Origin of the sequence: Kallipyga gabonensis (assembly GCF_001286805.1) — a bacterium.
GTDB lineage: Bacteria > Bacillota > Clostridia > Tissierellales > Peptoniphilaceae > Kallipyga > Kallipyga gabonensis.
Genome location: NZ_CXYV01000002.1, coordinates 363479 through 389616 on the forward strand (window position 1 = coordinate 363479; position 26138 = coordinate 389616).

Annotated in this window: 23 protein-coding genes; 15 read left to right on the forward strand and 8 right to left on the reverse strand. The window is 47.2% G+C overall.

All coding sequences use genetic code 11. The features are described 5' to 3' along the window. Positions 1-27: 27 nt before the first annotated feature. The 6 genes from gyrA to dnaA all read right to left on the reverse strand — a co-directional run bounded on the left by gyrA (position 28) and on the right by dnaA (position 8698). The gene (gene gyrA, locus BN2373_RS03120; RefSeq protein ID WP_053943487.1) at positions 28-2508 is read right to left on the reverse strand and encodes a DNA gyrase subunit A; all 2481 of its coding nucleotides are present in this window, start codon (positions 2506-2508) and stop codon (positions 28-30) included. Positions 2509-2543: 35 nt separating this feature from the next. Further along, positions 2544-4457, reverse strand: a complete 1914-nt coding sequence (gene gyrB / locus BN2373_RS03125) for a DNA topoisomerase (ATP-hydrolyzing) subunit B (RefSeq protein WP_053942717.1) — start codon at positions 4455-4457, stop codon at positions 2544-2546. A 63-nt stretch (positions 4458-4520) separates the two neighbouring features. Next, on the reverse strand, positions 4521-5639 hold the full coding sequence (gene recF / locus BN2373_RS03130) for a DNA replication/repair protein RecF (RefSeq protein ID WP_053942718.1): 1119 nt from the start codon (positions 5637-5639) through the stop codon (positions 4521-4523). Positions 5640-5643: 4 nt separating this feature from the next. Further along, complete coding sequence (locus BN2373_RS03135) at positions 5644-5877, reverse strand: RNA-binding S4 domain-containing protein (RefSeq protein ID WP_053942719.1); 234 nt, start codon at positions 5875-5877, stop codon at positions 5644-5646. Between the two features lie 9 nt (positions 5878-5886). Continuing rightward, on the reverse strand, positions 5887-6996 hold the full coding sequence (dnaN, locus tag BN2373_RS03140) for a DNA polymerase III subunit beta (protein ID WP_053942720.1): 1110 nt from the start codon (positions 6994-6996) through the stop codon (positions 5887-5889). Positions 6997-7240: 244 nt separating this feature from the next. Next, positions 7241-8698 carry a chromosomal replication initiator protein DnaA gene (gene dnaA, locus BN2373_RS03145; protein WP_074018004.1) on the reverse strand — a complete coding sequence of 486 codons (1458 nt, stop codon included), beginning with the start codon at positions 8696-8698 and terminating at the stop codon, positions 7241-7243. Between the two features lie 518 nt (positions 8699-9216). Here dnaA and rpmH point away from each other — a divergent pair. From rpmH to pta, 14 genes are all read left to right on the forward strand, one after another. Then, positions 9217-9351 (forward strand): 50S ribosomal protein L34, encoded by a 135-nt coding sequence (rpmH, locus tag BN2373_RS07645; RefSeq protein ID WP_074017952.1) that lies wholly within the window; start codon positions 9217-9219, stop codon positions 9349-9351. A gap of 35 nt (positions 9352-9386) precedes the next feature. Then, entirely contained in the window at positions 9387-9743 is a 357-nt protein-coding gene (gene rnpA / locus BN2373_RS03150; protein ID WP_053942722.1) for a ribonuclease P protein component, read from the forward strand. 45 nt (positions 9744-9788) lie between these two features. Beyond that, positions 9789-10004, forward strand: coding sequence for a membrane protein insertion efficiency factor YidD (yidD, locus tag BN2373_RS07650; RefSeq protein ID WP_202904630.1), 216 nt, complete (start codon positions 9789-9791; stop codon positions 10002-10004). A gap of 25 nt (positions 10005-10029) precedes the next feature. Next, positions 10030-10752 carry a YidC/Oxa1 family membrane protein insertase gene (locus tag BN2373_RS03155; protein ID WP_053942723.1) on the forward strand — a complete coding sequence of 241 codons (723 nt, stop codon included), beginning with the start codon at positions 10030-10032 and terminating at the stop codon, positions 10750-10752. Positions 10753-10778: 26 nt separating this feature from the next. Further along, the gene (gene jag, locus BN2373_RS03160) at positions 10779-11675 is read left to right on the forward strand and encodes an RNA-binding cell elongation regulator Jag/EloR (protein WP_053942724.1); all 897 of its coding nucleotides are present in this window, start codon (positions 10779-10781) and stop codon (positions 11673-11675) included. Between the two features lie 50 nt (positions 11676-11725). After that, entirely contained in the window at positions 11726-13159 is a 1434-nt protein-coding gene (mnmE, locus tag BN2373_RS03165; RefSeq protein WP_238379618.1) for a tRNA uridine-5-carboxymethylaminomethyl(34) synthesis GTPase MnmE, read from the forward strand. Between the two features lie 6 nt (positions 13160-13165). Beyond that, entirely contained in the window at positions 13166-15097 is a 1932-nt protein-coding gene (gene mnmG, locus BN2373_RS03170; protein WP_053942725.1) for a tRNA uridine-5-carboxymethylaminomethyl(34) synthesis enzyme MnmG, read from the forward strand. Continuing rightward, positions 15087-15797, forward strand: coding sequence for a 16S rRNA (guanine(527)-N(7))-methyltransferase RsmG (rsmG, locus tag BN2373_RS03175; protein ID WP_053942726.1), 711 nt, complete (start codon positions 15087-15089; stop codon positions 15795-15797). Before mnmG ends, rsmG begins: the two co-directional genes overlap by 11 nt. Positions 15798-15821: 24 nt before the next feature. Beyond that, positions 15822-16616: a beta/alpha barrel domain-containing protein gene (locus BN2373_RS03180; protein WP_238379619.1), complete on the forward strand. Its 795-nt coding sequence runs from the start codon at positions 15822-15824 to the stop codon at positions 16614-16616. A gap of 142 nt (positions 16617-16758) precedes the next feature. After that, on the forward strand, positions 16759-18009 hold the full coding sequence (locus BN2373_RS03185) for a nicotinamide-nucleotide amidohydrolase family protein (RefSeq protein WP_053942727.1): 1251 nt from the start codon (positions 16759-16761) through the stop codon (positions 18007-18009). Further along, positions 17993-18763: a ParA family protein gene (locus BN2373_RS03190; RefSeq protein WP_053942728.1), complete on the forward strand. Its 771-nt coding sequence runs from the start codon at positions 17993-17995 to the stop codon at positions 18761-18763. Before BN2373_RS03185 ends, BN2373_RS03190 begins: the two co-directional genes overlap by 17 nt. A gap of 73 nt (positions 18764-18836) precedes the next feature. Then, entirely contained in the window at positions 18837-19853 is a 1017-nt protein-coding gene (locus BN2373_RS03195; protein ID WP_053942729.1) for a ParB/RepB/Spo0J family partition protein, read from the forward strand. After that, complete coding sequence (locus BN2373_RS03200; protein WP_053942730.1) at positions 19850-20920, forward strand: DUF4446 family protein; 1071 nt, start codon at positions 19850-19852, stop codon at positions 20918-20920. Before BN2373_RS03195 ends, BN2373_RS03200 begins: the two co-directional genes overlap by 4 nt. A 125-nt stretch (positions 20921-21045) precedes the next feature. Further along, positions 21046-22059 (forward strand): phosphate acetyltransferase, encoded by a 1014-nt coding sequence (gene pta, locus BN2373_RS03205; protein WP_053942731.1) that lies wholly within the window; start codon positions 21046-21048, stop codon positions 22057-22059. A 241-nt stretch (positions 22060-22300) separates the two neighbouring features. Here the strand turns inward: pta and BN2373_RS03210 are convergent, their stop codons facing one another. Then, entirely contained in the window at positions 22301-23773 is a 1473-nt protein-coding gene (locus BN2373_RS03210; RefSeq protein WP_053942732.1) for an ABC transporter ATP-binding protein/permease, read from the reverse strand. Then, positions 23748-24533 (reverse strand): radical SAM protein, encoded by a 786-nt coding sequence (locus tag BN2373_RS07825; RefSeq protein WP_154826123.1) that lies wholly within the window; start codon positions 24531-24533, stop codon positions 23748-23750. The genes BN2373_RS03210 and BN2373_RS07825 overlap by 26 nt, the downstream gene beginning before the upstream one ends. 265 nt (positions 24534-24798) lie before the next feature. Here BN2373_RS07825 and BN2373_RS03215 point away from each other — a divergent pair, with 265 nt between their 5' ends. Continuing rightward, positions 24799-26037, forward strand: a complete 1239-nt coding sequence (locus tag BN2373_RS03215; protein ID WP_154826124.1) for an IS256 family transposase — start codon at positions 24799-24801, stop codon at positions 26035-26037. Positions 26038-26138: the final 101 nt, after the last annotated feature.

The window sequence follows — 26138 nt, forward strand, 5'->3', positions numbered from 1 at the left end:
GTCCCTGGTATGTTACCCATGGAAGACTTAGTCCTCTTCCTCCATGGATTCAATGTATTTAGCGACAGCAGCAATCTCATCTTCCTCATTCCTGACCGTCTTGAGCTTAACTCCCTGAGTGGCCCGGGTCTGGGTCGTCACATCCGCCACGTTCAAGCGAATCAGATCGGAAGACTGACTCATCAGGAGCATCTCATCGTCCTTTTGAACCAAGATACCGCAAACGAGGTCTCCGGTTTTTTTAGTAATTTTATAGGTCTTCAGCCCTTTCCCACCCCGATTTTGCAGGGTGTAGTGGTCAATCAGGGTCTTCTTTCCATACCCTCCGCGGGTTGCGGTCAGGAGGTAGTCATTCTCTCCCACAAGGTCCATATCGATCACTTCATCGCCGGAATTGAGGTTGATTCCCTTAACGCCCATACCTGTCCGACCGATGGGACGAATGCTCTTGAGGCTGAACCTGATTGCCATCCCCTTCTTCGTCACCATCATCGCCTCATCATCTCCCTTACCGATTCGGACGACTCTAAGTTCATCCCCTTCCGCCAGGGTGATGGCCCGGAGGCCGGACGACCGGACGCTGCGGAAGTTCTCCACATCGCATTTTTTTATCGTCCCCTTGGCAGTTACAAAGAGGAAGTGGGTATCTTCGCAAGGCTCATCGCTAATGGGGAAGAGGGATTCCACAAACTCCCCCGGCTCCAACTGGAGGAGGTTGACGATAGCGGAACCCTGGGCGATTCGGGAACCTTCCGGCACTTCATAGGCATTTAAGGAATAGACCTTGCCCAAGTTGGTGAAGAAAAGGAGAACATCGTGGGTGGAAACCACGTAGAGATTTTTCACATAGTCCCCCTCCCTGGTTGTCATTCCGCGGATGCCCTTGCCCCCTCGGTTTTGAACTTTATACCGGTCCGCCGGCGTCCGCTTAATATAGCCCCGGTCGGTCATGGAAATGACCATATCCTCTTCCTTGATCAGGTCTTCAATATTGATTTCATCCGCTTCCGGAAGAATTTGGGTTCGCCTTTTATCTCCAAAACGCTCTTTAATATCTTTAAGTTCTTCTTCGATGACGGAATAAAGAACTCTTTCCGAACCCAGAATTTCCTTAAAGCGGGCAATTTGCTTGAGGAGGTCCTGGTATTCCTCATCCAGCTTTTCCCGCTCCAAGCCGGATAGACGCTTGAGCTGCATATCCAGGATGGCTTGAGATTGGACATCATCCAAACCGAAACGTTTCAGGAAGATGGCCTTGATCTCCTGGTTATCGTAGGAGGACCGGATAATCTTGATAATTTCATCGATGTTATCGATGGCAATCCGTAGCCCTTCGATGATATGGGCCCTTTTCTCCGCCTTATCCAAATCGAATTGGGTCCGCCGAGTGACCACATCCTTCTGGTGGAGGATGTAATAGTCGATGAGTTCCTTGAGGTTCAACACTCTGGGCTGGCCATCCACCAAAGCCAGGTTGATAATCCCGAAAGTGACCTCCATCTGGGTGTATTTGTAGAGGTTGTTGAGAACCACCTTGGGGATAGCATCCCGTTTGAGGTCGATGACAATCCTCATTCCTGTCCGGTTGGTATCATCCCGAATGTCGGAAATGCCCTCGATTCGTTTTTCCCGGACCAATTCGGCAATTTTTGCAATTAGCTTTGCTTTATTGACCTGGTAGGGAATTTCCGTTACTAAAATCCGGTTTTTATTCTTTATGGATTCTATCTTGGCAACAGCCCGGAGGGTCAATTTACCCCGACCGGTGGAATAAGCCCGGCGAATGGCTTTTTTTCCCATGATGGATGCACCGGTGGGAAAGTCGGGACCAGGCAAATACTTCATGAGTTCCTTGAGCTCGATGTCAGGGTTATTCATGTAAGCAATGCAGGCGTCAATGGTCTCCCCCAGATTGTGGGGGGCCATGTTGGTAGCCATACCGACGGCAATTCCGGCTGATCCGTTGACCAGGAGGTTGGGGAAACGGGAGGGAAGGACTACCGGCTCCTCTTCTTCTTCGTCGAAGTTAGGCTGAAAATCCACCGTATTTTTATTGATGTCACGGAGCATTTCCTGTGCGAGTTTAGTCATCCTCACTTCGGTATACCGCATGGCAGCGGCCCCATCGCCATCAACCGACCCGTAGTTTCCCTGACCATCGGCCAAGGGGTAGCGGATGCTGAAATCCTGAGCCAGGCGAACCACAGCATCATAGATAGCCGAGTCGCCATGGGGATGGAAACGTCCCATCACATCTCCGACCAGACGGGCGGATTTCCGGTAGGGCTTATCCGGGGTCAGACCCAGAAGGTTCATTCCATAGAGGATCCGCCGGTGGACCGGTTTCAGTCCATCCCGGACATCCGGTAAAGCTCGACCGACAATGACCGACATGGAATAATCCAAATAAGAAGACTTCATCTCCTCTTCCAGGTCAGTCGGATAGATATTCTCGTCTGCTGCAAAGGCATCCTTAACCCTTTGGTCCGTTTCCAGACGTTTATTCATTTCTTGATTTTTATCATCTGTCATCGTTCACCCACCTAACCTATCGTATCGATGTTTTCTGCCAGCTTGGCATTTTCCATAATGAATTCCCGGCGGGGTTCCACCTTATTCCCCATTAAGAGAGAGAAGGTATCGTCCACGGACGTGGATTCCTGATCCGCCTTGACCTGGAGAAGGACCCGGCTTTCGGGATTCATGGTGGTATCCCAAAGCTGGTCATCATTCATTTCACCGAGACCCTTATACCGGTTGATCTTGTAGTTGCCATCCCCGATATTATCCAAGACTTTTTCCAACTCTTTCTCATCATAAACGTACCTTTCCTTCTTCCCTTGAGTGATTCGGAAAAGAGGAGGTTGGGCAACGAATACATGTCCCTCATCAATAAGGGGACGGAGATAGCGGTAGAAGAAAGTTAATAGTAAGGTCCTGATATGAGCCCCGTCCACGTCCGCATCGGTCATGATGATGATTTTTCCGTAACGAAGCTTGGAAATATCAAATTGATCCCCGATGCCCGTCCCAAAGGCCGTAATCATGGACTGAATCTCCTGGTAGGAGAGGATGTGGTTTAAGGAAGCTTTTTCCACATTCAAAATTTTCCCCCGCAAAGGAAGGATGGCTTGAATGGTGTTGTCTCGACCGGTCTTGGCAGAACCGCCCGCCGAATCTCCCTCGACCAGGAAGATTTCATTTTCACTGATGTCAGTGGACTGGCAATCGGCCAATTTCCCCGGAAGGGTGGTGTTGTCTAAGATGGACCGCTTTCGGGTCAGATCCCTGGCCTTTCGGGCGGCATTTCTGGCTTTTTGGGAGTCCAGAGCCTTTTTGATGATGGCCCGGGCCGGAGTAGGATTTTCCTCCAGGAAGGCGGAAAGTTGACTGGTCAAAAAGGCATCGACAGCCCCCCGGACTTCCGAATTACCCAACTTGGACTTGGTCTGTCCCTCGAACTGGGGGTTGGATAGCTTAACACAACAAACGGCCGTCAATCCCTCGCGAGCATCGTCACCGGAGAGGTTATCATCTTTTTCTTTAATCAGACCCTTTTCCCGACCGTAATCATTCAAGGTTTTTGTCAGGGCAGACCGGAAACCGGTCAGGTGGGTTCCCCCCTCGGGAGTCAGGATATTATTGGCAAAAGGAAGAACATTTTCTGAATAGCCGTCCGTGTATTGAAGGGCAATATCAACAAAAATGTCATCCTGGTCACCGGTGAAGTGGAGAATTTCCTTGTGAAGTGGGTCTTTATTCCGGTTGAGGAAGGAAACAAATTCAGCAATCCCTCCCTTGTAGCGGAAGGTCTCGTCCGTATCATCCCGGTCATCAATCAGGTGGAAAGTCACATCGGCATTAAGAAAGGCCATCTCCCTGAACCGTTTTTCCAGCGTTTCCCGATGGAAATCCAAACTTTCAAAGATGGATCCGTCCGGATAAAAAGTGATTTTTGTTCCGGTCTTCTTGGACTTGCCCACCGTCTCCAACTTAGTGACGGCTTTTCCATATTCATAGGCTTGGTGGTATTCCTTCCCATCCCGGTAGACCCAGGCATCCAGTCGCTTGGAAAGGGCATTAACTACAGAAACGCCCACGCCATGAAGACCTCCCGAAAACTTATAGGCTGAAGAATCAAATTTTCCTCCGGCATGGAGAACGGTCATGACGGTTTCCAGGGTCGATTTCTTGGTTTGGTGGTGGATTTCCACAGGAATACCGGATCCATTATCGGTAACGGTACAAGCTCCGTCTTTTTCTAAACGGATCGTGATATGATCGCAGCGTCCCGCCAAGGCTTCATCAACCGAGTTGTCTACTACCTCATAAACCAGGTGGTGGAGACCTCTTTCATCCGTCGACCCGATATACATTCCCGGCCGAACACGGACCGCCTCCAAACCTTCCAGAACCCGGATATTGGATTCACCATACTCGTTTTTCTTATTTACCATACTTCCTCATTTCCTCACTAGAATCCCTATTGGGTAAAAATCCACCAACACTGATTATAACGCTTATTTATTATTCGCATGGACCCGGCCTTTTTCTACCTGAAAAGCCATCCCCTCTCGTCCACCTTCTACCAAATGGTTAGAAGTCAGAATAGTTTGATAGGGTCCGATAGTCTCCAGGAGAAAGGCCGACCGCTTCCCGTCCAATTCCGAAAAAACATCGTCCAGAAGAAGGAGGGGGTGGAGGTCCTTATATTTTTCAATAATCTTTAATTCACTCAACTTGAGGGTAAGGGTAATCGTCCGAGCCTGTCCCTGGGAGGCAAAGCTCCGGGAATATAAGCCGTTAAGCGTAAGAACCAAGTCATCCTTATGAGGGCCCAAACTGGTGTGGCCCAAAGACCGGTCCTCTTCCCTTCGCTCAAAAAGAAGGTCTTTCATCTTATTTCGGATTTCCTCAGGGCCGGTTGGCACTTTGTTCGGATCCTCCCCATCTAAAAGTTCAGACTGGTAGGTTAGCTCCAAATTTTCCCGCCGGCTGGATAAGGCCGCTTGAAAATCCGGTGCCAGAGTCCTGATTTCTTCCACCATTTTCTTCCGCTTCCAGAGGATTTGACTTCCGGCCTGGGCAAGCTGGTCATCATAAGTGGAAAGCTGTCGGTCAAACCAGGAATCCCCGTGACTTTTCAAAAGAGAATTTCGCTGGGATAAAACTTTATCATAAGTTCGGACTAAGACCCCATATGTTGGATCAACCGCCCGCAAGAGGTCATCCAGGAAGGCTCTTCTTTCTCCCGGACTTCCTTTAACGATAATCAGGTTTTCCGGAGCAAAAAGAACCACTTCAAACTGTGCGGCCAACTCTTTGGTATTTTCCATTTCCACTTCATTGACCCGGATCCGCTTCCTCTCCACCCGGGAAATTTTAACTTCGACCCTTTTATCCCTTCCTTTTCTTTCCACATCCGAAAGAACATAGGCAGACCGCTCTCCAAAACGAACCAAATCCCGATCAGGTGCATTTCGAAAAGATCGGCCTCGGGCTGTTAAAAAGATGGACTCCAAAATATTCGTCTTTCCCTGAGCATTGGCCCCATAAAAGAGATTCCAATGGGGGTGGAGATGAATATCCTGGAAGGCGATGTTTCGATAATTAATCAGTCGGATATTTTTAAGAATCATCGTCCTAATTCTCACCCTTATCTGCAGGAGACTTTCTGACAAGAAGGCTCTGGTTGTCAAAATCAATTCGGTCTCCAACATGAATTTTTTTTCCACGCTGAATACAGGTTTCCCCATTCACCAAAACCAATCCCTCTTGAATAACCATTTTCGCTTCCGCTCCCGACATGACCCAATTGGCCAATTTCAAAACCTGGTCCAAACGGATAGGGGCCTGGTGGATCCAAAGATCTTCCATAAAATCCCCTTACTCTGAAGCAATCCGGACCGGAAGGACAAGGTAAAGGTAAGAATCCTCATCCTGGGCAGGATGGATGACCATGGGATTGAGGGGACCATTCAAATAGAGGCTGACCTCCTCACAGTTTAAGGCTTTGATTCCGTCCAGAAGGTATTTGGCATTAAAGGCGATGGTGATTTCTCCTCCTTCAAGTTGGCAGGCCACTTTTTCGTGCACGGATCCAATTTCCGAATTGGACTGGATATTGAGATTTCCCTCTTCAAAAAGAAGCTTTATGAGGTTGGCCCGCTCTTCCTTGGCTAGTATGGTTGCCCTCTCCAAAGCCCCCTGGAAGGCATGACGAGAAAGGATAACCTTGGATTTGAATTCCCTGGAAATAATTTCCTCATACTGGATGTAGTTTTTATCAATGAGACGGGAGTACATTTTAATGGAACCCGATGAAAAATAAATGTATCCTGTGGACAGGGCCATGGTTGTTGTTCCTCCCTCCCGGATGATCCGGGCGAGTTCATTAAAGGCTCTTTTAGGAACGATAGCTGATTTTTCAAAGGCTTCTGCCTCCGGAGGAAGGAGAATTTCCCGAACGGCCATCCGGTAGCCATCTAATGTAACCAGACGGATACGGTCATTTTTTCGTTCAAAGAAGATTCCTGTCAGGGCAATTTTGGACTCATCGAGAGAGGTGGCAAATTCTGTTTCTCGAACAGCCTGAATAAGAGCATCGTTATCGACAATGGTCTTACTCTCTTCTTCCACATCCGGCAAGGCCGGGAATTCACTGGCATTGGGAACCTGAATCTCGAAGTGGACCTGACCGCAGTCGATGGTGACTATTCCTCCTTTTTCTTCGACAATGGCCGGATCATTAGGGAGCTTGCGGAAGATGTTTCCAATCATATTGGCCGGAATGACCACTGTTCCTTCTTCCATAACCTGGCAGGAAATTCTCGTTTCAATGGAAAGTTCCAAATCCGTTGCCGTTAAAATAACTCCGGACCCCTTAGCTTGGAAACGGATGCATTCCAATATATGCATGGTGGTCCGATTGGAGATCGCACGTTGGCAGGTTCCGATTTCCTGGACCATATCTTGAGGCATAACTTGAATTTTCATGGTTTCTCCTTTCAAATCCTCGGCGTAATCAGTACAAACTCGATACGGTGAGGGGTGGCTCGCTTAGTTATTCTAGTAATAAGTTAGTAGTAATAGCAGTAGGGCCTGTGGATAGAGGGGATAAGGGAAGAAAAGTCTTCAATTTCCCGGATTTTCCCTTGGGATGAAAATGTGTATATCTCTTCCTTCTTTTCCCAAAGAATCCTAAAGTGTCCACAGGAAGTGCTAAAACTTTCATAAGGTCCTAGCGGTGTTTCAATTGATCCTCTAAATTTTCTACGTCCTCCCGAATTTCCGGATCCTTTTTCACCAGGTCGGCAATCTTATCAACGGCATGCATGACCGTGGTGTGGTCCCTAAGAAAGGAGCGACCGATCGCCACCAGGGAAAGGTTGGTCAAGGTTCGACCGAGATACATTGCTACCTGACGGGGTTGGGCGATTGTTTGAATCCGGGATTTGGAAGTCAGATCATTGGCTTCTAAATTGTAATATTCAGTCACAGCTTTGATAATATCTTCCAAGGTGATTTCAATATCCCTTTCCCGTTCTAACTTAAGGGCTTCCCGGGCAGTAGCCATGTTATTATCGCGGTCATTTTCATCAATAGTCTTGTTACGGAAATGAAAGTAGGCAATTACCCGGAGGAGGGCCCCTTCCAGTTCTCGAATATTCGCAGTCACATTTTGGGCAATGAATTCAACCACGTATTGGGGGAGGTGGATGGACTCCCCTTTCATTTTATTATTTAAAATGGCCACCCGTGTCTCAAAATCGGGCTGTTGGATGTCAGCAGTCATGCCTCCCTCGAAACGGGTGACCAAACGCTCCTCCAGATTTTTCAACTGTTTTGGGGGCTTATCCGCTGAAAGAACAATTTGCTTGTTGGCTTCCTTGAGGTCATTGAAAGTATGAAAGACTTCTTCCATAGTGGCTTTTTTCCCGGCAATGAACTGGATATCATCGATGAGAAGGACGTCAATGGACCGATATTTCCGCCGAAAATTTTCTTTTTCGGCATTGGTTCCATTTTCGATAACAGCGATCATTTCATTCATGAAATTTTCACTGGTGATATAGAGAACCTTCTTATTGGGATCCTGCCGAAGGATTTCATGGGCGATTGCCTGCATGAGGTGGGTTTTTCCCAAACCGGATAGGCCGTAAATGAATAGGGGATTATAAGTGGTTCCGGGATTGGCAATGACCGCCTTAGCGGTCGCATAGGCAAAATCGTTGGAATTTCCCCGGACAAAGGCCTCCATGGTATATTTGGGATTGAGGGAGGAGTAGCCGTTATTCTCCTTTTTTTCTTTCTTTTTTGGTAGAACTCTTTCTTGTCGGTGAGGAGAAAGCTCTTGTCGGAAGTCTTCATCGAGATCGTCATCTTTTTTTGGGAAGATGAAGTTCTCCTCATCGGAAGGAGGAAGGGTCCTCCACTGGTCATAATCATTAGAAGAAGGGTCGATCAGTTGGATGGAGATGGGCCGCTCACAAATATAAGATAAACAATGCTCAATAGAGGATTGGTAGTTTTTCTTTACCATAGTCCCAATAAAAGAGCTTGCCGTATCCAAAAGGAGGACATCATCTTTGAGTTGGATAGGCCGAAGGGGTTTAATCCAATTTTTAAGTTGTATGGTGTTGAGCTGGAGGTCAAGCATGTTGATCACTTCATCCCAGATCATAGCTAAGTCGGTCATGGCGATCCTTTGTTTCTGTCCACTTACTTCGTTTCTGTCTTTTTTATTTTCGTAAATTTGGGTCAATTTTGGACTTTTCCACGCTGAAAAGGGCATAAAAAAGCAATTCACATTCTTTTTCCACTTTTCCACATTTATTCATTCCCACTGTCCACAATCCTCTTTTCCACTGAATAAAGTCGACAATTACAGTCTTTCTCCTTGGTTATTAAGAAGATTATCCCATATTAATGTGGACAAGGAAAATAATTATCCACATTCTGTGGACAATATGTGAATAAAGTCGGTGGATTTTCATAACCCATACCTCCATATTTTACCATAAATCCCTAATTTACGCGATCATTTGTGGATAAAAGGTCGGTGGATAAGTCCAATTTCTCCTTGACAGTCTTTTCTCTCCTCCATATAATATTTAAGATGCTCTCTATGATGCCTGTTTCTACTCTAATTCACACCAGGGCTGACTGTTGAGGGCTAATTCATACTATTTTCAAGACACGAGAAGGGAGAAAGATATGAAACGTACTTACCAGCCAAACAAAATGAAGAGAAAAAAAGACCACGGATTCCGCAAGAGAATGGCTTCTAAAGCCGGACGTCGCGTATTGAGGAGCAGAAGACGCAGAGGTCGGGCACGCCTATCCGCCTAAGTTCCTCTCACTATTGAAAGGATGGAGGCGGTTTGATGGATGGAAAACAAACATGGCCGCAAGAGGTAAGACTTCGGAAGAATGAAGATTTCAACCGTGTTTATCGGAAGGGGAAATCGGCATTCAATCGGGATTTTCAAATTGTCGGTTGTAAGAATTCCGGGGGATCAACTCGCTTTGGAATCAGCCTGTCGAAAAAGTTCGGCAAAGCCCACGACCGTAATCGGATGAAACGCCAGATTAAGGAAATTATCCGGCAAAATAGGGAATCCTTTCCCCGAGGCTTTGATTTTGTCATCCTCCCCCGCCTTAAGGCCAAGGAGCAGAACTATCAGTGGTTGGAAAAATCCCTCTTCCACTGCCTTTCTTTCTGGTCTCCCAAAAAGCAATAGTTTTCCATGGAAGAAAACCATCAGAAGCAAGGAAGGACCTTTTTCGTGAACAAGCTTGCAGAAGGACTGATTCTTCTTTATCAGTCTTATCTTTCCCCCCTCTTGGGGAGAGGAAAATGTCGCTATCACCCTACTTGTTCAACCTACAGTTTACAGGCTTTCCAACACTACCGTTTCTCCACCGCCCTGGTTCTTAGCCTGTGGCGGATTTTACGATGTAATCCCTGGTCTAAGGGAGGATATGACCCCTTAAGACCCTAGGAATGCGAAAAGAGAGGGCAATAGATTGAGTTCAATTTCGAATATTTTCGGCTCGATCATGCGTTTCTTCTATGAAACGCTGCAAGGTAAAGGGGCCGAGCCGGAGATGATTTCTTTCTTCGCCATATCCATCCTTCTAATGGCTGTGGTGAGTAAGTTGATTACCATCCCCCTGACCTACCAGTCCACCAAAAATTCAGCTAAAATGAAGGACTTCCAACCCCAGCTGGAGAAGCTCAAGGAAAAGTACGGCTATGACGAGCGGATCCTCCAGCAGAAGACCATGGAGTTTTATAAAGAGAATAATCTTTCTGCCGCAGGCTGTTCATCTTGTCTGCCCATGGTCATCCAACTGGTCCTCATCGTGGCCCTCTTCGCTGTACTCCGCGAACCGGGCAAGTATATCTTTGATAATCCTGACCAGTTCAACCATATCCAGAAAAACTTCTTCTGGATTCAGGACCTCTCCCAAGCAGACCCCCTCCAGTGGTTTGGTCTGCCTCTGATCAATATGATCACGACCTACGCTTCCACCTTCCTCAACCCTGCCATGAAGATGCAGAAGGATAGCCCGGCGGGCGGTTCTGCGGCCATGTTGAAATTCATGCCTCTGATCTTTTACTTCATGTCCATTTCCTGGTCAGCCGGTCTGATTCTTTATTGGGCTTTCGGAAATATTTTGGAAGTGATTTTCCGCCTGATCTCAGGAGCGGTTCTCTCCGCAAGATCTTCCAAGGCACAAGAGTAATGGGCAATAGATAGGAAAGGAAAGCAATGACCACAGTAATTAAGACAGCAGATTCGGTAGAAAAAGCGGTTCAGCAGGCTCTTGATTCCTTACAGGTTGGTCGCGAAGAAGTGACCATCGATGTCTTAAAAGAAGCTAAGGCAGGGTTCTTAGGTTTCGGGGCTCAGGATGCCGTTGTTCGGGTTTCCCTCAAAGAAGACCACTTCGATGACCTTCTTAAAGAAGAAAAAATCCGGGAAGAAGACCCCACCACAAGCCCTTCGTCCCTTGAAAATGAGGAAGAAGATTTTTCCTCGTTTGATGAGGAGGACGCTCAAGAAATCCTTGATTCCCCTGAGGAAGAGGATCAAGATGAGCCGGAAGAGCCTTGGGAAGAATACTCCAAGGAAGAGCTCTATGGGGATTGGGATGCCTATGTTAACCGGGAAGGGGCGGATTTTAGCCATCTTTTCCCCGATGAGGTAGAAGATCCCTTAGCCTACTGCAAGGAATGGATGGAAACCCTTCTCTCCCTCATGCACATTGACGGTGAAGTCAAGGTGAGTAAGGAGGGCGATGCTATCCTTTTGGAGATTGTGAATATTTCAGAGACGGATACGGGGATTGTCATCGGACGCCGGGCGGAGACCTTAAATGCGATCCAGTACATTCAGTCCATCGCTGTCAACCGCTTAAGCAAGATCCACCACCAGGTTTATGTGGATGTGGGTGGCTACCGGTCACGCCGTAAGACCTCTATTCAAAAGATGGCCCAGAGGAATGCGGATAAGGTCCTCAAGACCGGACGCCCTTACCGGATGGAAGCCATGAATGCCTATGAACGTCGGTTGGTTCACACTGCCCTTCAGGATGTAGAAGGAGTGACCACAGCTTCCGAAGGCCGAGATCCCTACCGGAAGGTCGTCATCCGAATCGATGAGTAAGGACAAGGCACTCCTTCCGGAGTGCCTTTTTTTTATGGAAAGGAAAGACCATGATCAACCCATCCGGATATGAAAAGAGCGGAGACAACCGGCCCATGGGCACCGTGGATGCCGACACTATTGTTGCCATCTCTACAGCTCAGGCTCCTGCCGGCATCGGGATTGTTCGCCTATCCGGCCCTGAGGCTTTTTCGTTAGCGGACCGGGCCTTTCAGGCCTATTCCGGCAGGGCATTTTCACCCTCGGACCAAAGGAAACTCCGCTATGGCCACATTGTGGACGGGGGAAGTGTCCTTGACGAGGTTCTCTGCGTCTACATGAAAGCTCCCCATACCTATACGGCGGAAGATATTGTTGAAGTTAACTGTCATGGAGGCAGGGTTTCCGTCCAGAAGGTTCTCTCTCTTTTCCTCCGAATGGGGGCAAGAATGGCTGAGCCCGGAGAATTTACCCGTCGAGCCTTCCTCAATGGGCGGATTGATTTAGCCCAGGCCGAAGCTGTGGAGGACATCATCCGAGCGAAGACCGGGCTTGCCCAGGAATCCGCTGTCCACCAGTTAACCGGAGGAGTCTCTAAGAAGATCAACGGTCTGAAAGAGGACCTTCTCCACCTCCTTGCCCATGTGGAGTATGCCATCAACTTTATGGAAGATGCCATGGAAGACCTCCCCAGGGAGCCCATGGAAGAAGAAGCCCGGGCTCTTATCAACCGGATGAATCAGGCCCTTTCCGGGGCCGAAACAGGACGGCTAATCCGGGAAGGAATTAAGACGGTCATCGTGGGTCGGCCCAATGTGGGCAAGTCCTCCCTCTTAAATGCTCTTTTGGAGGATGACCGGGCCATCGTCACGGATATTCCGGGAACGACCCGGGATGCTATCGAGGAATCTTTCCAGGTAGAGGGCCTCCGACTCCGCCTGATTGATACGGCCGGGATCAGGGAAACGGATGACCTGGTCGAATCCATGGGCGTGGACCGGTCCCTGGCTCTTATGGAAGAAGCGGATTTAGTCCTGGTGATTGTCGATGGATCTCAAGCCCTTCAAAAAGAAGATAGGGAGATCCTGGAGAAGATAGGATCCCGCCTCCACCTCATCCTGGTCAATAAGGTGGATCTGGCTCTTTCCTCGGACGCCCAGGACCTGATCAAAGGGGAAGGATCTTCCGGCCCGGTCCTGGCTATTTCCGCCATGACCGGTCAGGGAGTAGCGGAATTGGAGACTGCCTTATCCGACCTCTTTTTTGAAGGAGAGGACGGCCGGGAGGGTGCGGACTTCCTTTCCAACATTCGCCAGATCGACCTTCTGGAAAAATCCAGGGATTCTCTATCCTCCGCCCTAAGGGGACTCGAAATCGGGGTCAGCCTGGATGCCCTGGATGTGGACCTCCAGGATGCCTACCAGGATTTGGCCGCCATCACCGGGGAGTCCATTGAAGAAGATGTTCTTAACAAAATCTTTCAAGATTTTTGCGTGGGAAAGTAGGTCAAGATGGAAAATATTCAAGGCTACCACCGTTCCGATGTGGATGTGGCTGTGGTGGGTGCCGGCCATGCCGGCATCGAAGCGGCCTTTGCTGCCGCCCGCTTGGGCAAAAAAGTGGCACTCTTTTCCATATCCCTGGATAGCGTGGCGGATATGCCCTGTAACCCCAATATCGGGGGAACCGGCAAGGGCCACCTGGTCCGGGAAATTGACGCTTTAGGCGGGGAAATGGCCCTGGTTATTGATGAAACCTTCCTCCAATCCCGGATGCTCAATACCTCGAAAGGCCCGGCCATCCATTCTCTCCGGGTTCAGGCGGATAAAAAGCGCTACCAAGAGGTCATGAAAAGAAGACTGGAGGAAGAGGAGAATATCCAGCTGGTGGAGGCCGAAGTCGACCGGATCCTGGTGGAAGAAGGAAAAGTTCACGGCCTGACTACGGTCCAGGGGGCCATCTTCACCGCCCCCACCGTCATCCTCTGCACGGGGACCTTTCTCAACGGGACCATCCTCATGGGCCCCCTGACCTATTCTTCAGGCCCCCACAATACCAAACCGGCCCTCCACCTTTCGGAGGACCTTCGGTCCCACGGGATTGAACTCCGTCGCTTCAAGACAGGGACACCACCCCGGATCAACCGGCGGACAGTGGACTTTTCTCAGATGATCATTCAGGAGGGGGACCAGGAGATTGTCCCTTTCTCCTTCCTCAACCAGGATAAGACCTATGATGCTGCCAACCAGTGGCCCTGCTATCTTACCCGGACCACGGCGGAGACCAAGGCCCTGATTGAAGCCAATATCACCCGGTCCACCATGTATTCGGGGGGAAAAAGAGGGGTAGGTCCTCGCTACTGCCCCTCCATCGAAGACAAGATGGTCCGCTTCCCCGACCATGAGGCCCACCAGATTTTCTTGGAGCCCGAATCCGCCTCCACTCTGGAGATCTATGTAGACGGGATGTCTTCCACCATGCCGGAGGAGGTACAAATGGAAGCCCTCCGAACCCTTCCCGGCCTGGAAAAGGCCGAGGTCATGCGGTCGGCTTATGGGATTGAATACGATTGCATCGATGCCCGGATCCTGACCCGGTCTTTGGAGCTTCGAACCATCTCCGGCCTCTTTTTTGCCGGACAGATCAACGGGTCCTCCGGCTATGAAGAGGCCGCCTGCCAGGGACTGATGGCCGGAATTAATGCTGCCCGGAAAATCGATGGGCTCTCCCCCTTCGTCTTGGACCGGTCCCAGGCCTATATCGGGGTCCTCATCGACGCCCTGGTCACCAAGGGAACGAATGACCCCTACCGGATGATGACCTCCCGCTGTGAATACCGCCTCTCCCTCCGTCAGGACAATGCCGACCTCCGCTTGACCAAGCTGGGCTATGAGATTGGCCTGGCTTCTCGGGAAAGATACCTCCTGGCAGAGAAAAAAGCTAGGGCCATTGATGAAGAGGTCGCCCGTCTCTCCGCGGTCATGGTGACCCCAAAGGAAGAAGTTAATGCCTTCCTTGAAGGAGTGGATTCCTCTCCCCTGAAAACCGGAGCTAGCCTGGCTGACCTCCTCCGTCGGCCAGAATTAAGCTATGAAAAATTAGCACTATTGGATTCTAACCGTCCTGATCTTCCCAAGGAAGTTCGTATGGAGGTGGAGAATCGGATCAAATATGAGGGCTATATTCAAAAGCAAAATATTCAGATTGAAAAGTTCAAGAAAATGGAGTCTCGCCGCCTATCCATTGAAGATTACGGGAAGATCCATGGGTTGAAGAAGGAAGCCGCCCAGAAGCTCAACCGGGTCCAACCTGAATCGGTAGGACAGGCCTCGCGTATTTCCGGGGTTTCCCCGGCAGACATCAATGTCCTCCTGGTCTACCTGGAACAGGAGAGACGGGAAAGAAAGAAGGAGTCGGAAAGGAGGGAGGACCGTGGATGCTAGTTTTGCTGACCGCCTGGAAAAAGCAGGCTTGACCCTTTCTCCCCACCAGATGGACCTCTTTGAGGTTTATCGAGCACTTATTAAAGAGTGGAATGCGAAAATTGACATTACTGCCATTACAGAAGACCGAGAGATTGATAATAAGCATTTCATTGACTCCTTGTCTATCTTTCGCCAAATCAAGACCCCTTCTCAAGCCCGGGTCATGGATATGGGAAGCGGAGGAGGATTTCCCGGCATTCCCATGAAGATCTACGAACCCGGTCTGGAAATGACCCTGGTCGATTCCCTGAAAAAGCGGGTTGACTTTCTCCGGGAAGTCATCGACCGTCTGGGTCTGGAGGGTATCCGTTGTATCCATGCCCGTGCGGAAGATTTGCTCCGGGACCCTAAAGAAAGAGAATCTTATGACCTGGTCGTTTCCCGGGCAGTAGCTCCTCTGCCCACCTTGCTTGAATACTGTCTCCCGGGGGTAAAAATAAACGGTCAATTCATTGCCATGAAGGGCCCCGGCGGTCAGGAGGAAGTGATTCAGTCTGACCGGGCAATCAAGACCCTTGGCGGCCATCTGGAAAGAGTGGACCGCTTTCTTTGGACAGAAGACAATTACCAAAGAACCCTTGTCCTTATCCAAAAAGTGAAGGAAACTCCTGAAAAGTATCCCCGAGGTCAGGGAAAGCCCAGAAAAAATCCACTATAAGTGGAAATATAGAAAGGAGCAGCGATGGACCAGCATCATTTTGTCGATATGGAAAACAATCTGGAAGGGATTGTTGAGAATTACGAGAAGGAAAGAGACAATCTCTTTGATGAACAGTACCAACAGAATGTGAAGAATAAGAAATGTATCCCTGCCGTCTCCAGTCGTCTACGTCACCGCTATGTCATGGTACCTGAAGTGATCTACCGGGCATCCGGGATTATGGTCATGAAAAAGAGGATTAAGTCTCTGATCTTCTCTACCGACATCGCTATTATCCGAAATAATGATGCGGGTGCGATTTTGGCGGTTTATCCTTTTACACCGGAGATCACCATAATGCAGGCTGTTCTCCAAGCGGCTTCGGTTCCGGTTTTCCTGGGCATCGGTGGAGGGACAACAAATGGAAAACGGTCCTTACTCTTGGGCTTTCAAGCAGAATTGATGGGGGCTTATGGTGTCGTTGTGAACGCACCCATGACCAGTCAGGACATTCATGAGATCTCCAAATATGTGGACATTCCGGTCGTCGCTACGGTCATCTCACCGAATGACCCCTATAAAGAAAAAGTGCAAGCCGGTGCGAAAATTCTCAACGTATCCGCAGGTAAAGATACCGCTAACCTGGTCAAGCAGATACGAAAAGATATTGGAGAGAACTTTCCTATCATTGCGACCGGTGGTCATAGCGAGGAGCATATTCTTTCCACCATTGATGCCGGTGCCAATGCCATCTCCTATACACCGCCCTCTTCTGCCGACATTTTCGCGGTGATTATGCAGGAGTACCGCCAGAAGAAAGCTGAAGAAAATAAATAATCATCACGATTTGATTTCCCGTGCTCGCTCTTTTGCGAACACGGGATTTTTGTTTCATATGAAACAATTTGAAAGTTTCTGAACCACTTGATCTGATATAATTGGTTTATAATGTTTCATATGAAACATTAAGGAGAATAATATGATTGTTGAATTGATTTCAGTAGGAACAGAGTTGCTTCTTGGCGATATTTTGAATACAGATGTTCAATATCTATCGCAGGTTTGTGCCGAACTCGGTTTTGATATTTACCACACTTCGGTTGTCGGAGACAATGAGGGTCGATTGCTGACAGAAATCGAACAAGCCGCTTCACGATCCGATATTATCATTTTATCCGGTGGTTTAGGATCGACATCCGACGATATTACCAAACGAGTAGCCATGGATTATGTTGGCGGTCCCAGGGTAGAAGATCCTATAACCAGGGAAAGACATGCTCAGCATTATGCCAATGATCCCATTTTTTTTGCTGCGGCCAGGGATATTTATACCTTCCCGGAAAATGCTCAGGTTCTTCGCAATCCCGTAGGTCTTTCTCCGGGAGCCTGGATGCCTTTTGATGATCAAGGCCAAGAGAAGTACCTGGTTGTTTTGCCCGGTCCGCCTAAAGAACTCAAAGGCGTGATGGAGAAAGACTTGATTGGTCTTCTTCAAGCTTTTTCGCATGCGACAACAAGATCTCGAGAGGTAAAGATTGCACTTCTGGGTGAGTGGAAGGTTTTTCAGTCCATTAAGGATTTAACAGATCATTCTATTGAACCGACCTTTGCCACCTATGTTAAGGAGGACGGCGTATTGGTGCGTTTAACGACCAAGGAACCTGATCGGGAAAAGGCTGAGGCAATATTAAACCAGGGTGAAAAACAATTGCAAGAGCGATTAGGTCATCTTGTTTTGGGTCCGTTAGAGAAAAGTCGAGAAGAAAGCTTGGTTGATTTTCTCATTCAGGAGAGGATTACCGTATCCACTGCGGAGTCTTTTACCGGTGGAATGGTGGCTTCCCGAATCATCAATGCACCGGGTGCATCTTCCGTGATAAAGGAAGCCTTTGTCGTTTATAGTGATGAAGCGAAAACCGAGATTTTGGGGGTTAATCCTCAGCTGATCAAAGAAAAGACGGCGGTCTCGGAGGAGGTCTGTCGGGCGATGCTGATCGGGCTTCAAGCAAGAACATCCTGCGATTTAGCCATAGCAACGACCGGATTTGCCGGCCCCGGCGGTGACCGTGCCGGTCAGATCTACCTTGGCCTGGCCTACAAAGGGCGGACTCATATCTATGAATATCACTGGGACAGCCCTCGCAATCGGATTAGACAACGAGCAACGAACTGCGTGATCGACCATGCTTTGCTGATGGTGAAAGAGGGAATTCATGGGGAAGGTCATTAGTGTCTACAACCAAAAAGGTGGAGTGGGAAAAACCACCACGGTGATTAACCTGGCTGCCGCTCTGGCCTATACGGGCCTTTTTAAGAAGAAAGTCTTGGTCGTCGATTTGGACCCCCAGGGCAATGCCAGCTCAGGTTTGGGGATTGATAAGAGTCAGGTCGAATTGGATATTTATAAGGTCCTCACCGGTCAGGCGGACCTGGAGGAAGCGATACGGACAATCAAAGATAAACGTCTGGATATCCTTCCTTCTACCCCGGCTTTGACAGGATTTGAGATCGAGGCCATATCCATCGACCATCCTCACGATCGCCTTAAAGAAGCTCTGGATAAAGTCAGAGATAAGTATGATTTTATTCTTATCGATTGTCCCCCCTCCCTGGGCATGCTTTCGATGAATGCCTTGTCGGCTTCTGATTCCGTCCTCATTCCTATCCAGTCCGAATACTATGCCTTGGAAGGCGTAAGTCAGTTGGTCTCTACGATTGATATGGTCAAGAATCAGGTTAATCCAGACTTAACCATTGAAGGTGTTGTGCTTCAAATGGTGGATACCCGAACCAATTTATCTCAGGATGTGATCGATGAGGTGGAGAAGTTCTTCGGAGACAAGGTTTACAAGACTCATATTCCCCGGAATATCCGGGTAGCGGAAGCACCTTCTTACGGGGAATCGGTCATCACCTATGATAAAGCCTCCAAGGGGGCGAGAGCCTATATTGCCCTGGCAAAGGAAGTGAAGAAAAGAAATTAGCCTAAAGGCAATGATAAAGTTAGTGAAGAAATAGAATAATAATGACATGAAATGGATAAAGATAGGAGGAACCATGGTAAAAAAAGGTGGACTGGGCAGGGGATTAGGAGCCCTGATACCGGGCCTTTCTTTAGAAGAAGATAAGCAGAATGATCCGAAACCTCCTGCAGAGAAAAAGAAAGTTCAGGAGAGGAAGTCGGCCCAAACGAAGGCGGTCAAGGACAAGACCAAAAAGGGGGAAAAAGAAGAGAAGCCCTCGATGTCGAAAACCGGGTCCAAAAGAGAGGAAAAAGGGGATAGGACAAGTCCGGCCGGCATAAAGACTTTCGGACACCTCCTCCCTCTGGAGGAAATTGAGGCTAATCCTGATCAGCCCCGGAAGGCTTTTGATCAGGAGGCCTTGGAGGAATTGGCTGATTCAATAAAGAAGTATGGAATTCTTCAACCTCTTCTGGTGGCTAAACATACAGCCCCCGGCCGGGCACCCTATGAAATTGTAGCCGGTGAGCGCCGCTTCCGGGCAGCCAAGTTGGCCGGCCTCAAAGAGGTCCCCGTCCTTATTCGGGAGGAAAATGTGGAAGAAGCGGCCCTCCTGTCGGTTGTGGAAAATGTCCAGCGAGAAGACCTCAACCCCTTGGAGGAAGCCCAAGCCTATCGGACTTTAATGGAAACGTATACCTTGACCCAGCAGAAGCTGGCAGATGCTCTGGGAAAATCCCGAGCTTATGTGGCCAACACCACCCGCCTCCTCCAGCTGGATGATGCCTCCCTTGCGGCTTTGCAGGAAGGTCGACTCACATCATCTCAGGCGAGAACCCTCCTGGGGGAGAAGGACCTGAAAAAACGGGAACGCCTCCGCCATCTCTTTATGGAAGGGAAGACCAATGTCAATAAGGAAGAAAAGCGGAAGCAGCAGAAGAAAAATAAGAATATTTATTTGATTGACCTGGAAGACCGGCTCAGCCAGACCCTGGGCAGGCAGGTACAAATTATCAAGCGTAGGAAGGGATGGGACCTTCAAGTATCCTGCTATTCGGATGAAGATCTTGACCAGCTGACCATGTCCATCCTCCAAGGGGGGGATCAATGAATACCATTCTCATTATATTGACGGTTATTTCCGTCCTGGCGGCTATTTTTTCCTATTTTACCGCCTCCAATACCAACAAGAAGCTCAACCGCCTCCGCCGCCGCTATGACTACCTCCTTCGAGGGCGGGGAGATCTCAATTTAGAAGAGCTCATCACCCAGTTCGGAACAGAATTGGATGAATTCAAGACCAATAATACCGCCACCATGGGGAGGTTAGGGCGGATGGAATCCTGGGTGCAGAAGACGGATACCGACCAGTCGGCAGTCATCAATGAAAAGTACCAGGGATTGGCTCGTCAGTTGACCAGCCAGATGGATACCACTACTTCACAGATGTTATCCAACATGAAACGGCTGGATGAAGTGGTCTTTGCCCAGATGGATAAGGTGGAAAAGGAAGCAAAGGCGGATGTGGAAACCCGCTACCAGGACCTGGTCAACCAGGTTCAGGCCATGTCGGCTACCTTTGGAAGCCAGATCAAAAAGAATGAAGAAGATATTTATGTTAACCACGACACCATGGTGAAGACCTTCCAGGAGGCGGATAGCCGTTTTCAGGCTCTTCTCCAGGCCGAGGAAGAAGACCGGAAGCACCAGGTGGATGAACTCTCTCTTTTTACCAACCAGCAAATTAAAACCTACCACACCCAAACCTCCGAGTCCATGCAGGGTCTGGACCAACGTCTCTCGCAATCCATGGCCCAAATGGAGGAAAAAAATGACCAACGATGGAGGGATATGGAAGAAAAGACAACCAAGCGACTTGATACTATGGAAGAGGAAGGCAAGGAAAACCTGAGGCGGGAAATCGGCCTCCTCAAGGACCAGCTTTATACGGCCTACCAGAAGATGGGTTTGGTCCGCTACAATGCCTTTGACGACTTGGTTGGGGAACATTCTTTTTCCCTGGTCATGTTGGATGAACACCGGAACGGCTTTGTTCTGACCTCCATCTACGCCCGTCAGGCTTCCAACAGTTTTGCCAAGGTCATTAAGAACGGGGAATGCCTACAAAGCCTCTCTCCGGAAGAAGAGGAAGCCCTGGCCCAGGCCCTGGCCCGGTAAATCTTCTGAAATAGGAGAAAAAGATTGTTGATGGGGGACCTGGGTAAAAATACAGAGTCAACGAGTCCCTTGGGCTCGGATAAGTGAGCCAAGGGTGAAGTCATAAAAAACCATAAGGAGGAAACATGGGAATCGTTGAAAACAGAAGCTTGGGACTGATCGAAGAGTTTGTTGAAGAAATCAAGGGGTCAGACATCCGGATCGTTTACCCGGAGGGGAATGATGAGCGAATCCTGCGTGCAGCCCGCCGTCACAAGAGGGACGGAATTATCGTTCCGATTCTGATCGGGAATCCGGAAGAGATCAAGGCCTTAGCCAAGTCGGAAGCCTTGGATATTGAAGGGATTGAAATCATCGACCCCGAGACCTTTGAGAAGAAAGAAGAGATGATCCAGAAATTCATCGAACGTCGGAAGGGGAAGGTGGATGAGGCCGGTGCCCGGGAGAAACTCAAGGACCGGAACTACTTCGGAACCATGCTGGTCTATATGGGTCTGGCTGATGGACTGGTTTCTGGTGCTGTGGGCACGACCGCTGCGACCATCCTGCCCGGCCTCCAGATCATCAAGATGGGCCCCCAGTCCAAGATGGTCTCCGGCTGCTTCGTCATGATCTCCCCTGAAGATACCCACCGCTACCTCTTTGCGGACTCCGCCGTCAACTTCAACCCCAGTGCCAGCGAGATTGCGGATATTGCCAATGAGACGGCCCGGACGGCCACCCAATTCGGCATCGACCCCAAGGTTGCCCTCCTTTCCTTCTCCACCAAGGGATCGGCATCTTCTCCGGAGCAGGAGAAGATGGAAGAGGCCACGAAGATCGCCAAAGAACGCTATCCTGAGCTGGACGTCGATGGTGAACTTCAGTTTGATGCGGCGATTGATGAAGTAGTCGGCAAGCGGAAGGCCCCCGGTTCTCCGGTGGCCGGACATGCTACAGTTTTCATCTTCCCTGACCTCCAGGCCGGGAACATCTCCTACAAGATCGCTGAGCGTCTGGGCGGCTACACGGCCCTGGGCCCCATCCTCCAAGGGATGGCCAAGCCGGTCAACGACCTTTCCCGTGGTTGCAATGTTGACGATGCCTACCAGATGGGCATCATTACCGCCTTCCAGGCCTATAAAGCCAGAGAGGCTTAATTATCCTATCTCGGATTCAAAACGAATCCATAAAAAATCAGGCGATTTGATCAAGTAGAAAATACCCTCATCCAGATTCAAAAATGATCCCCTAAAGTTGGACCGTAATTCCTACTTTAGGGGGTATTTTTTGAAAAAATATCATGTTTATGAAATAATCTATCCACAAGTAAAAATCTAAAAACGAACGCCTATCATTGACCAATCCACCTATAAAATGAATAGCTTCTATTGAGAATATTTACTGTTTTTTTAAGGCAAGTACTTGATAATCCTCCTTTAAAAAAGCACGATCGTGTGTAGCAATTAGTATAATTTTGTTATTGCTTCTCAAGGACTTTAACCAAGCACGTACCTCACATTGGCTTGCCTCATCCAAATAATTGGTCGGTTCATCAATAAGGTATAGGGATTTTTTTTCTTGTAGGAGAAAAGTTAACTGCGCTTTTTTTTTCTGTCCCATGGATCCATAAGAAAACTTGTTCAGTTTTCCCAATGTGCTGATATATGCCGTAGCCGGAACATAGCACATATCTTGAAAGAAATGTTCTGGATTTTCTGAAAGATCTTTTCCGTTGATCCGAATGGTACCATGATATCTTGAGCAGAGATTAAGGATACATTCCATCAACGTCGTTTTGCCGACGCCATTTTCTCCCATCAATAAATAGATATTCCCACGGCGTAGAGATGCATGTAAAGGAGTGTGTAAAGGTTTATTATTTGTATCTAGAGCTTGCATATCCATTAGATCAAGTGACTTGATTTTTTCTTCAGAAATGGACATGGTAGGAAGATTTAGTATCTCATTAATCTGGTTGATACTTGCTTTTGCAGCTAGCAAATCGCTTCGAATTTGGAAGAGAGATTCCACCGGCGTCCAAAAACGGCTGACGAAGAGGTTGATGGCGAATACATCACCTATCTTCATTTTACCTTTGATGACAAGAAAGGTTGAAAGAGCAAACGAAAGCGTGATCACGGCATTCAGCGGCGCATACATCATGAAATTGAGTACCTTGCTTTCATAGTGTATCTTTTTGTTTGTATTTACAGCAAAGGAGTCGAAAATATTTATAAAAGGTGGAAGCTGTTTTTGTGTTGAGAACCTCTCAACAGAATTTAGGTGTAAATCATCTATAAAATAATCTTTAATGTCTTTACCATTCTCTAATACAAGTTGCGAATAATTTGACAAAGGTTCACCATAACGAATCGACAAGAAAACACAAAATGGAATGATGAAAAGAAAAATACAAATCATATATGGTGAAATCGAGTAAGAAATAGCTACAATCACTAAAATTTGCAAAATATTTAAAATGATTTTAATGGGATATTCAAAAAAGAAGGGACTCGCTGTCTCGAAACTTTCTCCTAAAAATTGGTTGAGAGTTGCCTCTTTCAATTTCGCTCTCTTGGGGTCCATATTCTTCAACTTTTGATCTAACAAAAAAAACACATTTTTTTTTGTCGCAAGCATAGCTCTACCGGATGAAATATCTTCGAAATAATTAACCAGTTGAGTCAAAATAAACAATATGAAATCGATGCCAAGGAAGGAGAAAAAATTTTTAACATCCCTTTGTTCTACTCGCATTATTATTTCTGATGAGATAAGGGGAGCGATGGACCAAATAGCAATATGACACAGATAAACAATAATATAAAAGGAGTTCTCCTTTTTATCACTGTAGCGAAACAATTGAAACATGAGTCAACTCCTTAAAAAAATCGATCCATTCTTTACTAGAATTCTCTAAACTGTTTGACCTGTATAGAGAAAGTAGAAAAAGACATTTATTGAGCAAAGATAGCCTTTCTTTTTTGCAAGAAACATTCAAGATGCCTGTTTCGATATATGATACATAACAGCACCCACCTTTACAATATGTGTAAAATTCGCATGTTTTTTTTCTGCAAATTGGTGCCAAATAAGCATATGGGTAATATTTAGAGTTTAGATTACCAATCTTTGTCATTTCTTTTCCGGAAAAAGAATAGCATTTTATTAAATCTCCATTTGGATTAACAACAACAGAACCGATATCCCTTATTATACAATCACCTCCTATTGAATAGTGGCTAGGAATATTAAATCCGAGTTGTGACAAACGATAATATAAATATAAAAGTGACATTGTCGATATCGGTTCCCCCAGAAAAGATGGATGATCAGTTTCAACATCGACAACATCGCAATAAATAAGAAGTTTACATCTACTTTTCCTCTCTATTATGCTACTTATCTCATCAATAAACTGATTCAAATAACCAATATTTTGATTCATAAGATTAACACGTAAGCTCACCTTTATCTTTTTATAAATAAGTTTTTTCAAATTTTTTAGAATTATGGCATATGTTTCTACCCTTTTTTTTCCAATTCGGATTTGATTGTGTATTTGAGAAAAACCATCAATCGATAATTGTACATTAAAATTAAAACGTAAAAATAAGAAAAGATGTCTCATTCAAGTGTTAGCTTAGCATCTATTAAGCTCTCTTTGGACACTTGTCCTTAATTGTAGGGACAGCTTCAGTGACTATTACTTTCACTTTTATTGGTTTCTTATCCATGATATTCACCGTCCTAAATCATTCTTATTAATACTAAACTCTACTACGATTTAAATTCTATCTTTTTCTTTAGTTTTGTCAATCGTCTAGAAAGTAATACTAATTCTTAGTTATCCAGATATTTCATCCGATTAAATAATAAGTTACTTGTATATTAAGATGGCAAATGGAGACAGCCTCAAGGAATTATTTAGATCACAAGTTGAAATAGCACTAAATATGCTCATGCAGACAGAGCGAACCGCCTTCTTGGGCTACGAGCCTTGGGATCCTGCAGGTTACCATAAGGGTAATAGAAGAAACGGATTTTGCGAACGCACTTTGAAAACTGAAATCGGCGAATTGAAGCTACAAATCCCGCGAGATCGGTTGGGGTTATTTGAGCAGAGAACAATTAATACGTACCTGGAAAGTCAGGATAACCTTGAGCAAAGCATTATCCTCCTTTACAGAAAGGGAATTAGCACACGAAAGATTAGCGATCTCATTGAGAAAATGTATGGTCACTATTACTCAGCCCAAACTATTTCCAACATGTCACAGATCGTTGAAGAGGAGATCGCCTTATACAAGCAAAGGCCGGTAAAACGCAGATACACGGCTCTCTTCCGTGATGCCACTTTTATTAACGTTAGACGAGATACGGTGGCCAAAGAAGCCCTGCACGTCATTATAGGGATAGACGAATTAGGCTACAAGGAAGTATTATCGTTTGAAGTTTACCCAACAGAAGCCGCTGTCAACTACCGAGAAATGTTAGAAAATCTAAAGCAAAGAGGTCTGGAAGAAGTCCTACTCTTTGTGTCTGATGAGCTAACCGGCTTAAGTTCGGCTTTAATCGATAGTTTTCTGAAAGCACGCCACCAGAGTTGCTGGACTCACCTTCTCAGAAATACCTCAAACAAAATAAAGCCGAGAGATAAGGATGAAGTGCTAAGGGATCTCAAGCTTGTTTACAAGGCCAAGGACAAATTAGAAGCCGAGGCAAAGCTTTCCGATTTTGCGGAAAAATGGCAAAGCAAATACCCTAAGGTGACAGCCGGCTATCAGGCGAAAGATAATATCTTTAGCTTCCTCGATTTCCCGGAAACCATACGTCCAAGCCTCTACACCAATAATGTGTCTGAGAACTTTAACAAGCAGTTAAAGCGGAGAACAAAAGTAAAAGAGCAATTCCCCAGCGAGGATGCTTTGGAAAAGGCAAGCTATTGCTATGTTGGCGAATATAACGCAAAATTCGGACAAAGGATTCACAAGGGCTTCAAGCTCGCCCAATTTCAGATAACTGAACTTTTTGAAGAAATTTACGGATCAGAAACTGGAGACAAGGAACTCAAGCAGAAAATTTCATCCCCTATGGGGATGAAGAATCTCTTGAACTTGTCTCTTAAGCTATAGAGAGTATTTTACAAGTTTGAGAGTTTACACAAGATATTTGACACTACCGATAATCAGTGAAAATGGATAGAAGAGTTATTTATCAAAAGCATAATTGCTAA